A 17,389-nucleotide genomic window follows, 5' to 3' on the forward strand; every position below is an offset into this window, starting at 1 on the left:
GAATTTATCTGTGGCGGCCGGCGTATGTATCTGTGGTGCGCGGTTAATGATGAAGGCGAGGTTTTAGACGTCGTGGTCAAACGGCGACGGGATACATAGGCGGTATTGAGGCTGCTTAAGCGTTTTTTGCGCAATCAAGCCTGTCAAGCTGGAAACCATCACAACAGATGGGCTGGCATCTTACGGTGCGGCGCTTGATCAGTTGGAACTGAGGCATCTTCATCGTCCCGGTCGACTGCGAGACAATAACCGCGTTGGGAATTCTTATCTGCCAATTCGACGACGTGAACGGCAGCAGCACATCGTTACTTCCTACCATCTTCACCCTTGCAGTGCAGGGTATGTTCGCAGATGACAGCACATCGACGAAATGATCTTACTCAACCTAGTGCGCCGACACGCAAAGTCGTCTAAGTATGCAGATGATGCTTGAGGGGGGGCGTCGACTACACTTGAAAAGAGAGCTGTCGACGTTCGGGAGGGGTTGGATGACGATTAATACGTCGGCTTGGGTTCGCTTTCTGAGAAGCTATGGGCCTATTCCGAGTAACGACAATATGTACGACGAAAGCATTCGGCGTGCACTACGGCGGACCAAGCTGAAGCCTCTGACGCTGCCGGCGCAATGTATCGATGCGCTGCTAGAAAACTTCAGGGCTACGATGCCGGACAGCGTTATCCTCACCGGCACCGCAGGTGATGGGAAAACTTACCATTGCCGAGCCGTATGGTTGGCGCTTGGAGGTAGCGATCAGGACTGGGATGAGGGCAATAAAGTCCAGAGCCTGTTTATCGGTGATAGAAAGCTCGTCATTGTTAAGGATCTCAGCGAACTCGGCGAGCTTGAGAGCGACGAGTTGATCCGTCAACTCGGCACCGACATCGTCGATCCGCAGCGCATGACGCTCTACCTCATCGCGGCCAACCATGGTCAGCTGCTTGAGCGGCTGAAAGCCGTGGCCGATAGCAAGCAAGTTGATGGCCTTACAAATGCTGTCGAGGCCTTGATGGTCACGGGGCGAGCGCCCCCCCAAGGCACTCATATCCAGCTTTTCGATCTGAGCCGATGGCCTGCAGCGGACCACTTGATGCATGTGATCCGCGAGATCGTGACACACGACGGCTGGGATGGGTGCCAGGACTGCGGTGCCGCGGGCCAATGCCCCATCCTCATCAACCGCGAACGTCTCTTGGAGGATGAGAGCGGCGAGCGGCTTAAGTTGCGACTGCAGAATTTGGTCCGCATCAGTGAGTTGAACGGTCACCATTTCCCGATCCGCCAACTGTTGGTGCTCGTCACCAACATGATTTTGGGCCATCCTGAAGCTCGCCATGGTTTGATGACCTGTCCCGAAGCCGTACAGCTGGCGCACCAGGGGCGGAGCGACGGGGCTAGCCTCTATCGGAACGTCTTTGGCGAGAACCTCAAACCCAGCGTGGCGGAACGGACGGACCCCTTCGCCAAACTTGCCTTGTTCGGTGTAGGGCAGGAGACAAGTAATGCCGTAGACAGTCTGCTGGTATACGGAGCCGATGACCCCCATCTCCAGGTGCGGTATGATTCTTTAATGCGTGCGGACGTCCACTACGGGGCGACCACTGCATTTGCCCGCGCCCAGCTGGACTATCTCGAGGGCGCAGAGAGCAGTGCGCAGGCGACGTTCCTCAATCTTCTCCGAGGTCAACGTCAGCGGCTATTCTTCACATTGCCAGATTCAGATCCGATAACGGGCAGCGTTTGGGATCTGACAATCTTCAAGCATGCAGGTGAATACCTCGCGGCGGCCGAAGCTCAGACCCGACCGCCCGCGCGCGAGACGTTGACCCGGATTGTGCGCGGCTTGAATCGAGTGTTTTCAGGTATGCTGATCCAGACTGCGGATCAGTTGGTCTTGGCGACATCCGGAACCCATTCGGAGACGAAGATCAGCAGCCTCGTCGAGGAGTTCCTGTCCGTGCCACGTAAGAGCGGCGAGGAGGTCGCGATAGTGGCGGGAAACGACGCGCAGATCGATCTTAAGGTGAGCTTCGCTCGCGATGACGATCCGCCCCCCGTCACCCTCACGCTCACGCCGACCCGCTTCGAGTTTCTCTGCCGTGTCGCGGACGGGGCCCTGCCTACGAGCTTTTCGTTGGAGTGCTTCGAAGACTTCTTGGCGCTTAAGGCGCGGCTTCTCAGCGCGGCGAAGTGTAGGCAAGCCTTGGATGGACCTGCCCACGGCGACGCGTTCGAACTTTGCTTCTTGGATGTGACAGATGATGGGCGCGCCAATTCCCGACGTGTCAGCGTGAGACTGTGAGCATGGAAATTCTGCCTAGGCCGGTCGGCCACGAGGATCGCAACGGCCCTGCGATCTGGGTTGATGAAGCGATCTGGGGGCACCGCCTTCACGACGAACAAACCCCGTGGCTCACGGTACTGGAATTCCTATGCGTCCTTCAAGCGGAGCATGCAGCAGGTCGCGCCCTACATGAGGAAGGTCTCAATACCCTATCCTACCGGCCGCAGACCCAGATGCGGCTGCGCAATCTTGTTTTTAACAATCCCCACTTAGCGCGGCTAACCGAACATAGCCTTGGCGACAATGCCGCGTGGGAAGCTTGGCTGAAGGATATGTCAGCGAGCGCCGGCGGGCTAGAGACTGCAGACTTCGGCTACCTTCGCAAACGCTTCGATAGTTTCGATGATTTCGCGTCGGTCATACGCTTCCTCCAAAAATCGTCCGTTGAGGGCGACACGAACAAGCGATGGAGCAGCAAGTTTCTGTTCCCGTTCGGTCCATCGGCCCTCTTCGAAGACGTATCGGTGAGCACAAGCGGTGGGGTTACGAACGATCGTCGCTTCTTCGCTCGGACAGGCGAACTTTTGTACCTGATGCTCGCACGAAGCACTCATCGCGACCGTCTGCAAGAGGATCTCATCGCTCAGTTTCTCAACGCCGATTCGCCCTATGATCGTGTCCTGGCGGCTCTGCAGTCGGAGGTCCAGCACACCAAGGGGGATCGCTCCGGCGCCTATCTTCCCTGCTCTCAACACACGGCTTTCGATCGGCTCGCGAGCGACTGGCTGGCTGTCCTCAGCCGCCCTATGCCGATCTCCGACGCCTTGCCGCATCTTGTCACGCTGACAGGATTGAACCTGCTACTTTACCAGCTGGAGCGGGCTCGCGAGGTCACAGGGGGAGGGAGGCCGACGTTCATCTGCGAGATCGTATCTCCACGGAAGTCCGTTGTGCGCGACCTGTCTGCAGACTCGTTCCAGAATAACGCCAGCTTGCCGAAACAAGCGATTGACCGCTACATTCGTGCGATCGCAGAGACGGCCGAATGGGTGGCTGCTGCGAAATCTGACGAACCTGGGCTCGCCTGTGCGGAAGTTATGCTACGCCAGTTCGACTGGCCAGATCCTGACGACAGTGAGGTTCGTCAACAATCGCCGGACAGTCTAATCGAGCAGCTTATCGCAAAGGCGCATGTCCGCCACAATCAACACGTCGGTAAGATCCATGGCGCGTGGGCACGGGCTATCGGTCTGGCATCGCGGCGTTCAAGCCGCAGGGTCCGATATGCCCCCACTGACCGGCTGCTCAAGAGTCTAGTCGTCTGCTGTGTCGACGATCGCATGGAGTTCAAACTGTTCTTAAAGCTGCTCTATGAGCGATACGGTTTCATCATCGGAGATCATCAAGCGCGCGATATCATCGACGCGGGCAACGCCGATCAAGAAGATTTCTCGAACAACGCAAGGCGACTCGAGGAGCGTCTCGCCAGTCTTGGGCTCGTCCGTCGCCTGTCGGATTCTTGCGCCTATGTCGAAAACCCCTTCACGCGAGACCAGGCATGAATGCGCTCGAATTGATTGGCGCGGCGGGCGTCGCACTATTGAAGCATCGCCTGGCCGGCCATGTATTAGAAGATGGCATTGCTCGGTTCCTTCTCGATAGGTTGACGGGCGAACAGGTGGCCGCTGTTGTCGAGGCGGTGTTGGCGGATCCCATCGGAAGCCAAATCCGCGTCCTGGTGCCTCGCTCGCTCGTCGAGGGCTTCGACCTGCCGGAGGAGGTCATCACAGAAGAACGCACAACGCGGATGCGCAACGTCAATCATGACCGTCCGGCGTTGCTCTTGGCAAACGGCGATGACGACCAAGGTGAATCCCTGCTCCATCTCACGTTGATCGGGGCGAAGCAGTTGACAGAGTCGCCGGATTTCTGGGTCGAGCCGGCGTCTCGCGGTCTGGGACTACCCGAAGATCAGATCGCCGCCTGGAACGCAGCCCTCAAAGGTTTAATGCAGTCGGAAGATTGGCCTCTGAGCCATGTCGCGCGATTCGTCGCGACAACGCGCGCTGGCCTCGTGGAGCATGGGCATACGATCCCCCAAGCATTGGGTTGGGCCTTGCCTGCTATTCAGCTGCCGCGGGACACCGGCGCCTTCTTGGGGTTGAAACCCAAGGATCAGGACCAAGCGGCGCGGTGGCGCCGCCTATTCGACAAGCTGATCAGCGACCGCAAGCCCTTGATGGCCAAGCAGCGGTCCAACCGTCAACTCATTGAGGCAGAGGAACTGAGAGCTCAGTTCGATGCAGTGAAGTCCGACCTGAGCGTCGAAGTTCAAGCCGCGATGCTCGCCTTTATCGCCGCCCCGACCGGGTGGAACGAGGCTGCGCAGGATCTTTCGATCTTCGAGTGGGAAAGCGAAAACGTCTCCCTGCTTTTCTCAGGCCTGAAGACAAAGAAGTCGAGTTTAGCTCAGGAGACGATTCGCTTCTTCGACTATGAGAAACCGAACGCGCTTAACGATACGGAGCGTGGCTATCTCGATCAGCTTGGATCTCGTTCGCTACGCGATGTGCGGGACGATGACCGGGAGTTCTTCGAAGCTCATAGGGAAGATATCGACCGCACGCTTCGTGCCAAGTGGGAACGGTTTATCTTCGGGCGGCCGCTAGAGTGCACCGACTTCGTTGATGGTTTGATCTCCACGATCGAGCGCCTCTTCGCTCAGGCACCGGACCTTATTGGGCCGCGACGTTTGACGATCAGATGCGCGCGCCGAACACGAAAGTCTCTACTGGATCTCAATGCCGACGTGGGTCTTGCCTTCGCCGCGCGCTATCGAGGCCTGCCCGCTATCCTGGGCGATCAGATCAGTTGGGATGCGCCTTATCTTCTTGAGTATCGTGAGGTGCTGGAAAAGGCGCGAAGAGACAAGAAATATCGGCGCAACGACTCCAGTGCGCGGGCCAATCGGCAGCTGAAATTCGACCTGACCCTAAGTGGAGGCATTTCTGCTCCTGCGACGGTCCAACTGATTTGGACGGCGACACCGTCTGCTATTGGGCTCGAGCTTCCTGACGATCTGGAGCGCTTACGCCAGAGGCCCTTCGTTCGAGCAACCGTTGCGCGCCAGTCCGTAAGCCGAAAGGGCGCACTTCAGCATGTTTCGCTGACCGATGTGAGCACCATGCAGCCCGCCTTTGCTCAGGATTCTGGATCTCTCGTTCCCCGGGCCACGCTCGGCGAGGATCTATTCAAGTCCTTTCCGAGAGCGCTCAAGGTTGCGGTCGAAGAGGGGCGGCTTGCGGCTCCCGCAGGCATTGAGATCGGAGAGGCGTGGACGGCCTGGACGACTGGATATCGGGCAGCTCTCGAAGCGTGGAATGGCCGCGGGGCAGCTGACGAAACTATCCTCGCTCAGGCCGATGCTTACAGCGAATTGCTCGATCGGCTGACGCGCCAAGCGAAGGGCGATCTCAATCGACAGGCTCTTTTGGAGCCTGTTCTTGCGGTCGGCTGCGTTGCGGTCACTGGCGGGAGCCCGTCGGCGCTCGTCACGCCATGGCACCCGATGCGGCTCGCCGGAACCGCAGTCAAGCTGCGAGCTTTCGCCGGTCTGATACGCCATCTACTTCTAGCCGAGCAGGTCAATTTTGGCGACAGTCGGCTCTTCTTCGCTGATATCCGAGATGAGTTGTCACATCCTTTCTATCCGGAAGTGGCGGTCGGCTACTCCGGAGCCGAGGCTGTACTTCTCGTCGAAACGAGTACCGTCAACGACTACAGTCTGATGGAGCGTCCTGTCCGCGGCCCAACCGAAGCGGCGACCGATGTCGATCCCGCCGATGCGGCCAGGCAGATCCGGCAGCTTGTTGATCGCTACCTAGATCTTCAACCTCACGAGCGATCTAACCTCTCGATCATGCTCTATAACTGCGACGCTGCGGGGCTTCCGTTGGCGGCGGTGAACGCCTTGTCGTCGGTGCAGGACGAGGGCGAAATCCACTGCAACGTGCTGGTCCGGCACCGCGATCGGAAGCGGTTGGAGCGCGTCTACTCCGACCTCTTGGAGCAATCCAACGCTGACGCAGATGCCGTCGTGGTGTCGGAAACCTCTCGCACCTTCATGTCCAAGTTGCGTATTGGCGTTTCGCTGGAAGGCGCGACGTCACCGGCGGCTGACGTTAAACGTTCCGTCGATATCGCTTTCCTGCACGATTTGGTGTCGCGCCAAGCTCAGGAAACCTGGATTCCGGTTTCAATCGAAAGCGCTGAACCAGGCCTTTTGGAGCATGTGCCTCCGCGATGGTCCTATCGACGTGTTACGGCTGAAGACGAGTTGAAAGCGACGGCATTTTTGACCTGTCCACGTCAGCCCAAGGCGGGGTGGGCCTACGTTGACGCTGTTTCCGCGATCGTTCGCAAACAGGCCCCTGAACCCGGGCAACATTTGCTGCCGGCCAGGCAAATTTCGTTTCAGACTCAAGCCTTGAAGGCGGCGTTTGACGAGGCGCACACCCTAGCGGAATGGGTGGCGACTTATGATGACCTGTTGGATAAGCGTCAGCTCGCCGCGTTCGGCGTCAACGTCATCCGGTATCGACGTCAAAGAACCCACGGCCGCAACATGGTCGTTTCGTCTACGTCGGAGCTTCGCGTACTGCATGTTCTGGTTCGGCGCAGGCTCAGCGAGTTGAGCCTTGGGTTGGATCCGGCACGCCTGGATACGCTTGCGCAGAAGCTGATTGTCGATGCGAACGCGATTAGCGGCGACATCGTCCTACGAGCGGCCAAGAGGGGCGTTTCCGCTGGCGAGCTCATCGGGTTGGTTCTGAGCCGGGCCCTGATCGCTGAGGAGATCACGACGGGTTCTACCGTTGCCTGGTTCCTGCTGGATGACTACGCCCAGTGGCTCGGCCAGAAGGAAGAAGGATTGGCGGACCTCCTAGCGCTGAGCGTGGAGGAGGACGCCGACGGCGGTCTGCAACTTCGTGCTCTTGTCAGCGAGGCCAAGTACACCTCGGAAGAGGGCGCGGCGGAGGCTATTCGCAAGAGTCGCCAACAGTTGCAACATACAGTCAAGCGCATGGACGAAGCGCTCTTCGGAGATCCTGGTCGCCTTGACCGCGATCTGTGGCTTTCTAGAATCGCGGATCTGCTTCTTGATGGCACGACGGCGGTCGGCAGCACGGCTAAGCTGGAGCGTGTTCGCGACGCCTTGCGCAAAGGCGAGGCGTCTATCGATCTGCGCGGCTACTCCCATGTATTCCTATCGACTTCGAGTTCTGCGACGCCGACCGTAGGAGAGCAGGATCTGATTAGTGACGTCCACCTTGGGCTTCAGGAGGTTTATCATCGCGACAGCGTCCGGCGGCTTCTTCTTGCCTATGAGGTAGGGGACCTTTTGGCGCCAATCCGCGAAAGCTTAGGAGAACTGATGCTATGGAGTCATGAAGGTTACCGAGATCCTGCACCGCGCGTGCGCTGGACTGGAGCCCAAGATATTACGTCGTCACCACAAGCTCCTCATGATGCATCGATTTCGCCGCCACCGACTCCGACGCCGCCGACAAGCTCTATGCCGACATCGCCCACCGGCGGGACGACCGAGACACCCATGTTGACGTCAATAGTGGACGTCGAAGATACACCTCAAGCTAGCCCGTCGACTCCTGTGCATTCGAATGGTGTGTCCCAAACGGAAGCCGAGGCACTCTCAGATTTTGCGACGGGGGATGCGCCAACTGCGGATGCCGATGTCCAGACAGCATACTCCGCGCCCGCTGCATTCGACCCGCCATCTCAGATTGGCGCGTTTCAGGCTCTTGTCGAGAACCGAGCGGCACCGGGGGGGGCACCGTCGATTGAGGATCAATCTTGGCTGGAAGCGACTGCCCAAAAGCTACGCACAGCTCTTTTGGGCTATCAGCTGCAGGCCAAAATTCTCGGAACACGCTTGACGCCGAACGCCGCTTTGATCCGTTTTCAAGGCACCGACCGACTTCGGGTTGAGGATATCGAGAGCAAGCAATCCGCGCTTCTGACGACGCATGCTCTCCGGCTGATATCCGTGTCCGGGTCGCCGGGGGAAATCGTCGTCGGGGTCGCTCGCCCTCAGCGCCAAACCGTCTCGCTGTGGGACGTCTGGGCGAGACGAGACTTCAATCGTAATGCCGCCGGTCTGAACACGTCGTTTGTCTTAGGGCTGCGTGAGTTGGATGGCGAAATCCTCTACCTGAACCTGGGCGGACCATTTGCCGGTGGTACCCAGCACGAGCCCCATACCCTCGTCGCGGGCGCGACCGGCAGTGGCAAGTCGGTCTTGATTCAGGCCATGGTTCTGGACATCGCGGCGACCAACTCTAGCCGCCTAGCTCGCATCCATCTTATCGATCCCAAGATGGGCGTCGATTACGGGGCGCTGGAACGTCTGCCTCACGTGCAAGACGGTGTGGTCGTGGATCAGACCCGCGCGATGGAAGTCATGGAGGAGACGGTCGCCGAGATGGAGCGCCGGTACACCTTGTTTCGGGCGGCGAAGGCGCGCGATCTTAAGACGTACAACACCAGCGTCTCATCGGGCGAACGTCTGCCGATGATATTTCTGATTCACGACGAGTTCGCGGAATGGATGCTTTCAGACGACTATAAGGAAGCGGTGTCCGCAAACGTCTCGCGATTGGGTGTTAAGGCCCGCGCTGCCGGTATCCATCTAATCTTTGCGGCCCAGCGTCCGGACGCTACCGTCATGCCGATGCAGCTCCGCGACAACCTAGGCAACCGCCTCATCCTAAAGGTGGCAAGCGTCGGAACTTCCGAGATCGCACTAGGCGCGAAGGGTGCCGAGCAACTTCTCGGCCTAGGCCACTTAGCCGCGAGGCTGAGCGGAGAGCCCAACCTCGTCTATGCTCAGGGCCCTTATCTATCCGACGACGATATAGAGCGCGCTGTCGACGCTATTATTTTGGACAATAACTGAAGAATTGGACCGGTTTCGTGGAAAGCCGGTCCCTACATTCACTTATGACAGGTGAGGCACAGCTTGGCCGCGGAGCCATAGATCTCGTCGAACTCGATATGAGTGTCGTGCAGCGGGTTGATGCGACGCTTGGCATGAATGCGTGCCACACGGAGTTCGTGGTCCTCACGAATTTTAGCGATCCGTTCCGGGCGCGAAAGATCGTCTAGGGACTCTCCTTGGCTCCAGGTAAAGGGCGAACCGTGTTCCAAGGCGTTCTTCTCATAGCCCTTGGCTTCTTCGAAGGCTTCGGGATGTTCTTCCATGAGGCGAACCCATTCGATCTTCTGCTGATAGAAGCAGAAGGTGCAACCGCTGCGCGAGCGCCAGCGATAATATTCTGGAAGCCCCACGCCGGCGGCTTCCAGAATGTCGATAACGCCAGCCTTATCGATACCGGCTTCGCGGAACGGCAGATGGGTTTTCAGTGTCTCTTTTCCTGAGACATAGCCTTCCCGATAATCCTCGTCGGCGCGGATTGCGACATAGCTGTGAACGGTAATGCCCTGAGCGACCGATGGGTAGACCCATTCCTCGAAGGGCTTGATTTTAAGCTGCCGTGTGCACCAGCGTGTCTGGGGTGAGGGAAGAAAGTTCTTATACTCCCGTAGCCAGTAGTCGAAGTCACGGTCCGGATTGAGGCGCTCGATAGGTTTGCCTAGAAACCCCTCTAGCCGGCCGAGAAATTCATAGACCTCCGGCAGCTCCTTGCCGGTGTCAGTGTAGAAGTACTCGATATCCAGCTCAGGGTAGTGCTGGGCCATATATACGGCTAGGGCAGCGCTATCTCGCCCGCCTGATATCCCGAGAACGTGACGCTCAGTCATGCTGGATCTCCAAAGCTATCTTCCTCGTCTTCTCGGGAGCCGACTCTTGGGTCAAGGTCCAGCCGAGATCGGCAAGGGCCGCCAGTGCCACTTCTGGGCTAGCGCCCTTAGCTTCGACTAGTTCGCGAAGTCGTTGGGCCAACACGCTTGCTTCCGAGCGCTCTGAAGCGGAGACCGTGATCTCGTGGGCCTTAGGCTCTGGGTGATCGGGGTCACTGATATAGACCGCAATAGCCACACGGCCGCCTTCTCGCCCTTTGAGACGCTGGAAGATTTCTGCCTTGAGGAATTGTTGGGCAAGCGCTGCGAGTTCAACTGAGGCCGCATCGATATCGCGGTCAACCCAGTCTCGCGGAGGCTTGTTCGCTGCAAGGCTAGAAATGCCTTCGAGTTCTTCAAGTGTTCCCTCGTAGGTCGATAGCCTAGTCGCTAGAGCGTCGAGGCGGAAATTGCCTGTCACGCCCTTCACGCTTTCGGCCCGACGGCGAAGGACACCGAGATCGTCGCTCTTCACGCGGAGCTCTCGCAAGAGGTTTTGGCCGATCGTGGTCAGCATTAGATCATAAGCGTTGCGAAGCTCGTCCAAAGCTTCGGTGACTTGTCGGGAGAGTGCAGGTCCAGAGAAGTCGCTACTCCAGCCGAAAGCTTTGGGCGTGTCGACTGTTAAGAAGCGGTTCGGATCATCCACTGCTTTTGCGCGATCTCGGAAGGCTATCGTAATGGCGTTTAATCTGCCGGTACGCTGACTCCACATCGGCAAGCCGCGAATGAGGCCAATAATAGCGCGAGCGACGTCGAATGTAGTCGGAGGAACGGGGACCTCTTCCGTAGAAAGGCGATCTCTCAACGTCGAAATGAAGGCGAAGTCGACATCCGACAACTGGACTGCACGGATGGAGACCGAGCCAGGCTCCTGGACCATGCGATCGATCAAGAAAGTGTCGAGCGAAGGACGAAAAACTCCGTCGAGATAGAAAGCGCAGGTCTCGACGCGCGTCAGCAAATAGGCGGTGCCTAGGATGTTGCACAGACCGTTGCGTAGCCCGTATTCAGGATCTTGCCAGGTCTTGAATACGTCGGCCATGGAGGCACCGTCATTGCTGCTCTTAAGGAGATCATCGGCAGCTTGCCAAAGGCCGTGAAGGTGGTGAGGGTCGTTAGCGGGAGGAGCGCTGAAGCCCCAGGCTTCAGTCGACCTGTCGTAGCGATGAAGGCCTGTGGTCTCCAGCAAGCTGACGTAGAGCCCTGCTTCCGGCGGGAAACCAGAGATTCCGAGCCGCTCTTGCGATTTGCGGTCGATCATGGCCCGAAGCAGCGTGCGCACCGCCCCTGCGGCGTTCGACGAGGGGCGGCTGCGGTTCACCAGCTCGTTCGGCAGGTGAGGTGCCTTGGGGTAGCGCCAGTCTGCTAGGCGCGACGCCAGGATGCTCAAGCCTGCGGGACCGCTATGGCGCAGGGATATGTCCGCCTTCATGCCGTCGGGACGCTCCCATTTGACCCTATGAATGGCGCTTGCCATACGGTCTTCAAGTTCGGCGCTCAGGCGCGTGATGCGGGCATCCACTTCCCGTCTTGCGACCGCGTCCCCCGCCAGCTCAGCTCGGTAGGCCCGAACATGCTCTAGCGCGGCCAAGTCAAAGGCCATTTCGCGGATCATGAAGCTCTCGGGCGTCCAGCCCGGGACAACCAGGCGATCTCCTGCTTGGGCCTTGGCCCGCTTCAAAAATGACTGGGCTTCAGAGGCGCTTTCTTCTTCGCCACTGACAGTAAGGAGGAAAAGACCTGCTGCGCCGGGGGCAGGTTGATAGGTACGGATACGCTCTTCAGCGTCGGCGACGGCGCAGAGCTCGATTTCGAACCAACGCAAAGCACCGGTCGTTTCATAGTGGCGCTTGGCCAGGATTGGCTGCAGCGCCGCATACCGCGAGAGCTGGCGCAAATCCATCGAGACGCCGGCTTCACGCGCTTGATCGACCGCAGCGTCGATGTCGAAATCGCTGCCTGCAAAGATGGCATAGCTTCCGGAGTGCTTGCGGAAGATAACGACCGACCAGGTTGCGAGGTCTTCTAGCACGGCTTTGAAGCGCTTGGCGCTCAAGCCGGCGACGACCTCACTGAGCAGGTCCGGCGAAGCTTGCAAGCCGGATCGATCCTTGAACAGGTCGATGAGGGCGATCGCCTTGAGGAGCTCGAAGTGCTCGGGGCTGGCTTCACGACTCTCGAGGCGGGCGAGAGCTTCAAGAGCGGTCGACCAACGGTGACCATCGGGAGAGGCGAGGATGGCGGGTTCGAGGTTGGCGTGGAGGTAGTCCCACAGACGTCCCACATGATAGGTGCTCGCTCCTTCGATCTCCGTTTCCTCAAGGAAGGATTGGAAGCCGTAGGGCTCTACTGAGTTTAGGAAGCCGAAGAGGCTGCGTTGGTTCTGGCCAAACCGGCGTCGCGAAATGGGGCCGAGCAGGGCCGCAACCAAGGGGTGTAGCGGCCAGCAGGCCTCGAGGCGCGTTTCCAGCATTGAGGCGTTGCCGAAGCGTTGACTGCTCAGGCTCTTAGCCACGGCGCTCGTCGCTGCGCTCTTTACCTGTCCGGGGCGACTAGCCTCGATGGCGCGTCCAATCAAGTCGAGCTGTTCTTCGGCAGCCAGATTGATCGGCACGTCGAGGTAACGGCCCTGGATCTTGATCCATTCGTCGCGCGCTTCGCGTGCGAGACGATGGGCGTATTCGTCGAAGGCCTGGTGGAGAATTCCCACCACCAGAAGCCGGCCCTCGGAGCGAGAGGCGGTTTCGGCAAGATCTTGGAAGAGGTGGACATCTCCATCAGCGCGCGCGGCGTGTTCAAGCAACTTGCCCATTTCGTCGACGAGCAGGATGAGGCCAGCATGTGACTTGTCCGCAGCGATCCGCAGGGCCCAGGCCGCTAGCGTCTCGCTCTCTCCACGGGCGAGCTTCGGCTGATCCTGAATGGTGGCCGCAATAGATTCGGCGATCGCAGCTTCTGGCGCATCGCGACGACCAACCGCTGCGACAACCCGCCAAGCCAGCTCAGTCGGACGGAAGGCTTCGATGAGTTCGTTCCGGTCTGCAGCATTGATGTCGGCAAGCAGGCGCTTGCGGCTCTCCGCAGGACCTGCAGCGAGCGCTGCTAGCGCAATGGCGAGGCTGGACTTTCCGCTGCCATAAGGGCCGGTCCAAGTGAAGGCACCATGACCTGAGGCCTTATGGTGTCTCCCCACCAACAGCAGGGCTTCGATGGCTGATTGGGAGCAGACGTAACCGTCAAGCGCGCGGGGGTCGATCAGATCTGCGTCGACGCGGACTGCACGGCTGAAGCGACGAGCGACTTTGACTATGGAAGAGAGGCGCTTACTCATGCTGCCAAATTCTCCTTGTCGCGGGCGTAGAAGGATTTCAGGATCTCATTCTTGTGGAGGCTAGCGAGCCCTGGCGCATAGAGTTGGCGCATCCCTGAAGATTCATCCCAGCGCAACGCCCCCTCAGTCAGCTCGTCTAGGCGAACCAATCGTTCGGCGACCGCCTCCTCATCCATCAAGAAGACCTGCCCTGGAGAGCCGCGCTCGAATGTGAGGAAATCGACGGAGAAGGATCTCCGACTGTCGAAAAGGCCATTCCAAAAATCGACGAGGGCGTAGAGGAAGATCTCGTCCGGTAGAGTCGGTTTAGGGCCTCGGCGAAGGCGGTATTGCTCCCCGACGCCGGCCTTTTGAATGAGCCCGAGCTCGGCGAGAGGCGACTCGATTCTGTCCTCCGGCGCACGACGACCGACGGCGGGAGCGGAATGGTAGGTACGCAAAATGCAGTCCACGTCACGCTTGATCGTGATCTCGGCCACAGGGCGATCTCGATTAAAGCGCCCTGCATCCTTCAGGTCTTCACAGCGCCGCGATAGTCGGCGCGCCATGAGATTGCGATCAAAGATGGGCTCATGAAATTCATTGAAAACCCAGTGCCAGGCGCTAGTACGGTCGGGTTTAGACGCGAGCAGCCAGTGGATCAGCCAAAGCGTTCCGGGATGCTCGAGATAGGGATCAGCCGACTCACCAAAAAGAAGGTCTCCGATCGGGCCACAAGTAATGGGACTCACCCGCGCGCCTTCTTTCTCATAAGTTTGCAGTACTTGAGTCGCAAGTGCCCAGTGGCGCATAGAAAGAACCATGTTTTTTCCAACACCAAAGCGCGCGATCGCAGTTTCGTCTAAAAAAACAGCGGCACCGCTTTCAGCATCTTTTCCAGTGTTTTCTTTAACAGCGTCGTATGCTTTCTTTAGCCATCCATAACGCAGTGGAAAGGTCTCGTGACCGGCAAATTGAAGACGGTAATCGGTGTGGTCTAGGAGACTGCGGGTCATTTTTATCCTGGAGAGTTCTTCCAGTTGATGACAGCTGGTATTCTCCGCTATGTCAACTTCCTGGATGAGATCACCAGGACGAAGGATAGCAAGCATGCTCATCGATGGAACTGTGTACCTTGATTATCAAGCTGCAACGCCTGTCGATCCTCGTGTGGCTGAAGAGATGGCGATCTTAATGACGGTGGATTTCGCTAATCCTAGCTCAGATGACCATAGTTTGGGTTGGCGAGCCCGGCGCAGCATAGAGCTTTCCCGGACGACAATTGCGGACGCATGGGGGGCGGGGCCCGATGAAATCATCTTCACGAGTGGAGCCACTGAGGCGAACAACATTGCGGTGCTCGGAGGAGCGCTTGGGGCACCGAGCACGCGCCGTCGCCTTGTTGTCAGTGCGATTGAGCACAAGGCGGTCCTTGAAGCTGCTTATGCCGCCGAACGGATTGGGTTTGCTGTAGAGATTATTCCAGTGGGAGCTGACGGGATTGTAGAACTTGCGGCCTTGCGGCGTAGTCTCGACGAGACGGTTGCTGTGGTGTCAGTGATGGCGGTCAACAATGAGACGGGAGTTGTGCAGCCTATCCAGCAGGTGGCGGAGCTTGCGGCTCAGGTTGGGGCTCTCTCCCACTGTGATGCGACTCAGGCACCGCTTGCCGGTGATGTTGATCTTATTACTTGGGGTGTCGATGCGGCGAGTTTTTCGAGCCACAAGCTTTATGGGCCTAAAGGTGTAGGTGCGCTTTATTTGTCGTCGCAGCGCCCGTGGACGCCACGGCCATTGATATTTGGTGGTGGACAGGAGGAGGGAATTCGGCCGGGGACTCTACCTACGCCGCTCTGTGTAGGCTTCGCAAAAGCGGTCGATATCTTGAGGCAAGGTGGGGAGGTTGAACGCACTCACGTCGCTCAATTGAGGGATGATTTCGTAGCAGGAATTCAACGCCTTGGTTCCAGGTTCAAATTGACGGCCGCCCATGCGCAGAGACATCCTGGTAATGCGCATATGACGCTTTCCGGCGTTGACGCTGCTGACTTGCTTATCCGACTTCAACCTGCTGTGGCTGCTTCCTTGGGATCTGCCTGCACTTCCGGAGTGATAGGGCCGTCACATGTCCTCTCCGCTATGGGGCTTTCTGATGACGAGGCTGCGAGTTGCATAAGGTTTTCTTTGGGACGTTTTTCAGATGAGGATCAGGTCGCTCAAGCTCTTGAAGCAATCCAGGCAGCGTTACGCTGACCCCGTTCACAAAAACATTGCCGCAGTAGAGCTGAACTCGTCCGCGCCACTAGAAACAGGCACTTTGCATCCCCAACTAGATGCACCAGAGCTTGCTCAGTTCACTCGATCCTAACGTCGCCATTCATGCAGGAACCCGTTTGGATGCAGCCCTGATTGCTTCGCATTCCGGACTGGCGAGGCCGAAGGCGCTTTAAAGGCTGGCTAAGGTGAAATCTAGGCTAGGGCAACATTTGTGAGGATCGATTAAGTGGAAGGTAGGGTCACGTGCGATCTTTTCGTCTGAGACATAGTCTGGTCGTTTCCTAGTGGATGTGCGAATCTCTGATATCGGAGAGCTCTCGACTCAGCAGGTTCCAATGACGAACACTCTCGATGCCGATAAGGCGAAGGCCGTCTTTGAGCAGCATTTCACGCAATACCGAATGCTCAATGAGCAGCTGAACCGCATCCCCCCGTTTGCTGTCACGCTGACAGGCGGCTTTTGGTACATCGCCGTCGTCGTCGCCTCATACGGGTCGTTGACTGATGAGCTGGAGAGTCTGGCTCGTTGCCTTGTTATGACATTCGCCGGCCTCTGCAACGTCATGCTTGTTTTGATCGCTATTCGAGTGCGCGATGTCATGCGAGCCTACGAGGCATCGCTCAAAACCTATGCCGGGACCGCATGGCCTGACACAACGCGTGGCCGCGTTCCGCTACTTGGCGATTATTCTATGATAGCCATGTATTGTACTTTGATCCTAGTTGGCGCCTTGCTGTCCTTCATTGCGGCGATCATCATTTTTTGGCCCCAAACAAACTATCCGTGGTGTTGGTACGCATTGGGGCTCATCGTAACCGTCGTGTGCATGATCGTAGGATACGTTCTTCTACCGAAGCTGGGCCGAAAATGACCGTTCGAGCGCTAAAGCTGTCGCTGGGGGACTCTGAAGATACGATCGCGTGGTACGATCGTTCGGCGGCCGCTTATTCGGATGATACCCTCAAACGTGACCCCGTCGATCTGTGCAACGCTTTTGTTGGGCGTTTGCCTGAGAGAGGGGTCATCTTGGATGCCGGTAGCGGCTCGGGGAGGGACACTCTCGCTTTTCTCGGTCATGGATTCGAGGTTGAAGCCTTCGATGCATCGCAGGAGCTCGCGCGCCTGAGCTCGACGCTCACAGGTCGTAAGACGCAGGTCGCTCGCTTCGAGACCTATGTCGGCCCTCAAGCACGCTACGACGGAATCTGGGCATTTGCTTCGTTGCTTCACGTCCGCGAGCCGGATTTGCCCGATGTTTTGGCAAGGCTGGCGAGGACCCTCAAGTCAGGAGGATGTCTGTTCGCTAACTTCAAGGTTGGAGATGGCGAGCGGTGCGACGAGTTCGGGAGGCTATACACCGATATGGATGAGCGTCGGCTTCAAGCGCTATTCTCGGGTTCAGGCCTCTGGACCGAGGTTGAAATAGGGACCCAGCAAGCGTCCGCAGCGTTTGGCACGCCGACTGCTTGGATCAGTGTTTTCGCACTACGGGCCTAGACCGCTTGTTGCGGGCGAGTCGCCGGGACTACGACAGGAACAGCCTAGGCTCAGGACTCATAGCCAGAAGAGCACAGTAGCCGCGAGAGCGATGGTGGACAGGAAGACGTTGGGGCAGCGATCATAGCGTGTAGCGAC

General features: G+C 58.2%; 9 protein-coding genes and 2 pseudogenes. 7 read left to right on the top strand and 4 right to left on the bottom strand.

The features are described from left to right. The 4 genes and pseudogenes from FHS64_RS14420 to FHS64_RS13850 form a co-directional block, all read left to right on the top strand. Positions 1-295 (top strand): annotated as a pseudogene (locus FHS64_RS14420) (DDE-type integrase/transposase/recombinase); the annotation flags it as partial. Positions 296-488: 193 nt separating this feature from the next. Further along, positions 489-2,300: a hypothetical protein gene (locus FHS64_RS13840; protein ID WP_208381046.1), complete on the top strand. Its 1,812-nt coding sequence runs from the start codon at positions 489-491 to the stop codon at positions 2,298-2,300. A 2-nt stretch (positions 2,301-2,302) separates the two neighbouring features. Continuing rightward, a complete protein-coding gene (locus FHS64_RS13845; protein WP_167179341.1) occupies positions 2,303-3,844 on the top strand; it encodes a hypothetical protein in 1,542 nt (513 codons plus the stop codon). Continuing rightward, complete coding sequence (locus FHS64_RS13850; protein ID WP_167179343.1) at positions 3,841-9,258, top strand: FtsK/SpoIIIE domain-containing protein; 5,418 nt, start codon at positions 3,841-3,843, stop codon at positions 9,256-9,258. The genes FHS64_RS13845 and FHS64_RS13850 overlap by 4 nt, the downstream gene beginning before the upstream one ends. A gap of 38 nt (positions 9,259-9,296) precedes the next feature. Here the strand turns inward: FHS64_RS13850 and FHS64_RS13855 are convergent, their stop codons facing one another. From FHS64_RS13855 to FHS64_RS13865, 3 genes are read right to left on the bottom strand one after another with little or no spacing between them, the layout of a single operon-like run. Beyond that, on the bottom strand, positions 9,297-10,124 hold the full coding sequence (locus FHS64_RS13855) for a phosphoadenosine phosphosulfate reductase family protein (protein ID WP_167179345.1): 828 nt from the start codon (positions 10,122-10,124) through the stop codon (positions 9,297-9,299). Then, complete coding sequence (locus tag FHS64_RS13860; protein WP_167179347.1) at positions 10,117-13,497, bottom strand: ATP-binding protein; 3,381 nt, start codon at positions 13,495-13,497, stop codon at positions 10,117-10,119. The genes FHS64_RS13855 and FHS64_RS13860 overlap by 8 nt, the downstream gene beginning before the upstream one ends. Next, complete coding sequence (locus FHS64_RS13865; RefSeq protein ID WP_167179349.1) at positions 13,494-14,594, bottom strand: DUF4007 family protein; 1,101 nt, start codon at positions 14,592-14,594, stop codon at positions 13,494-13,496. The genes FHS64_RS13860 and FHS64_RS13865 overlap by 4 nt, the downstream gene beginning before the upstream one ends. Between FHS64_RS13865 and FHS64_RS13870 the strand changes: the two genes are divergently transcribed. The 3 genes from FHS64_RS13870 to FHS64_RS13880 all read left to right on the top strand — a co-directional run bounded on the left by FHS64_RS13870 (position 14,587) and on the right by FHS64_RS13880 (position 17,251). Beyond that, the gene (locus tag FHS64_RS13870; RefSeq protein ID WP_167179351.1) at positions 14,587-15,729 is read left to right on the top strand and encodes a cysteine desulfurase family protein; all 1,143 of its coding nucleotides are present in this window, start codon (positions 14,587-14,589) and stop codon (positions 15,727-15,729) included. The two genes, FHS64_RS13865 and FHS64_RS13870, sit on opposite strands and share 8 nt — an antisense overlap. 359 nt (positions 15,730-16,088) lie before the next feature. Next, positions 16,089-16,625 carry a hypothetical protein gene (locus FHS64_RS13875; protein WP_167179352.1) on the top strand — a complete coding sequence of 179 codons (537 nt, stop codon included), beginning with the start codon at positions 16,089-16,091 and terminating at the stop codon, positions 16,623-16,625. Further along, positions 16,622-17,251, top strand: coding sequence for a class I SAM-dependent methyltransferase (locus FHS64_RS13880; RefSeq protein ID WP_167179354.1), 630 nt, complete (start codon positions 16,622-16,624; stop codon positions 17,249-17,251). Before FHS64_RS13875 ends, FHS64_RS13880 begins: the two co-directional genes overlap by 4 nt. A 57-nt stretch (positions 17,252-17,308) precedes the next feature. Here FHS64_RS13880 and FHS64_RS13885 read toward each other — a convergent pair. Continuing rightward, positions 17,309-17,389, bottom strand: a pseudogene (locus FHS64_RS13885) (IS5/IS1182 family transposase); the annotation flags it as partial.

This window comes from Brevundimonas terrae (genome assembly GCF_011761985.1).
Classification (GTDB): Bacteria; Pseudomonadota; Alphaproteobacteria; order Caulobacterales; family Caulobacteraceae; genus Brevundimonas; species Brevundimonas terrae.

Coding starts and splice junctions, on each gene's coding strand:
- FHS64_RS13865 (WP_167179349.1), bottom strand. CDS start 14,594: ATGAGCATGCTTGCTATCCTTCGTCCTGGTGATCTCATCCAGGAAGTT.
- FHS64_RS13860 (WP_167179347.1), bottom strand. CDS start 13,497: ATGAGTAAGCGCCTCTCTTCCATAGTCAAAGTCGCTCGTCGCTTCAGC.
- FHS64_RS13850 (WP_167179343.1), top strand. CDS start 3,841: ATGAATGCGCTCGAATTGATTGGCGCGGCGGGCGTCGCACTATTGAAG.
- FHS64_RS13855 (WP_167179345.1), bottom strand. CDS start 10,124: ATGACTGAGCGTCACGTTCTCGGGATATCAGGCGGGCGAGATAGCGCT.
- FHS64_RS13880 (WP_167179354.1), top strand. CDS start 16,622: ATGACCGTTCGAGCGCTAAAGCTGTCGCTGGGGGACTCTGAAGATACG.
- FHS64_RS13870 (WP_167179351.1), top strand. CDS start 14,587: ATGCTCATCGATGGAACTGTGTACCTTGATTATCAAGCTGCAACGCCT.
- FHS64_RS13845 (WP_167179341.1), top strand. CDS start 2,303: ATGGAAATTCTGCCTAGGCCGGTCGGCCACGAGGATCGCAACGGCCCT.
- FHS64_RS13840 (WP_208381046.1), top strand. CDS start 489: ATGACGATTAATACGTCGGCTTGGGTTCGCTTTCTGAGAAGCTATGGG.
- FHS64_RS13875 (WP_167179352.1), top strand. CDS start 16,089: ATGACGAACACTCTCGATGCCGATAAGGCGAAGGCCGTCTTTGAGCAG.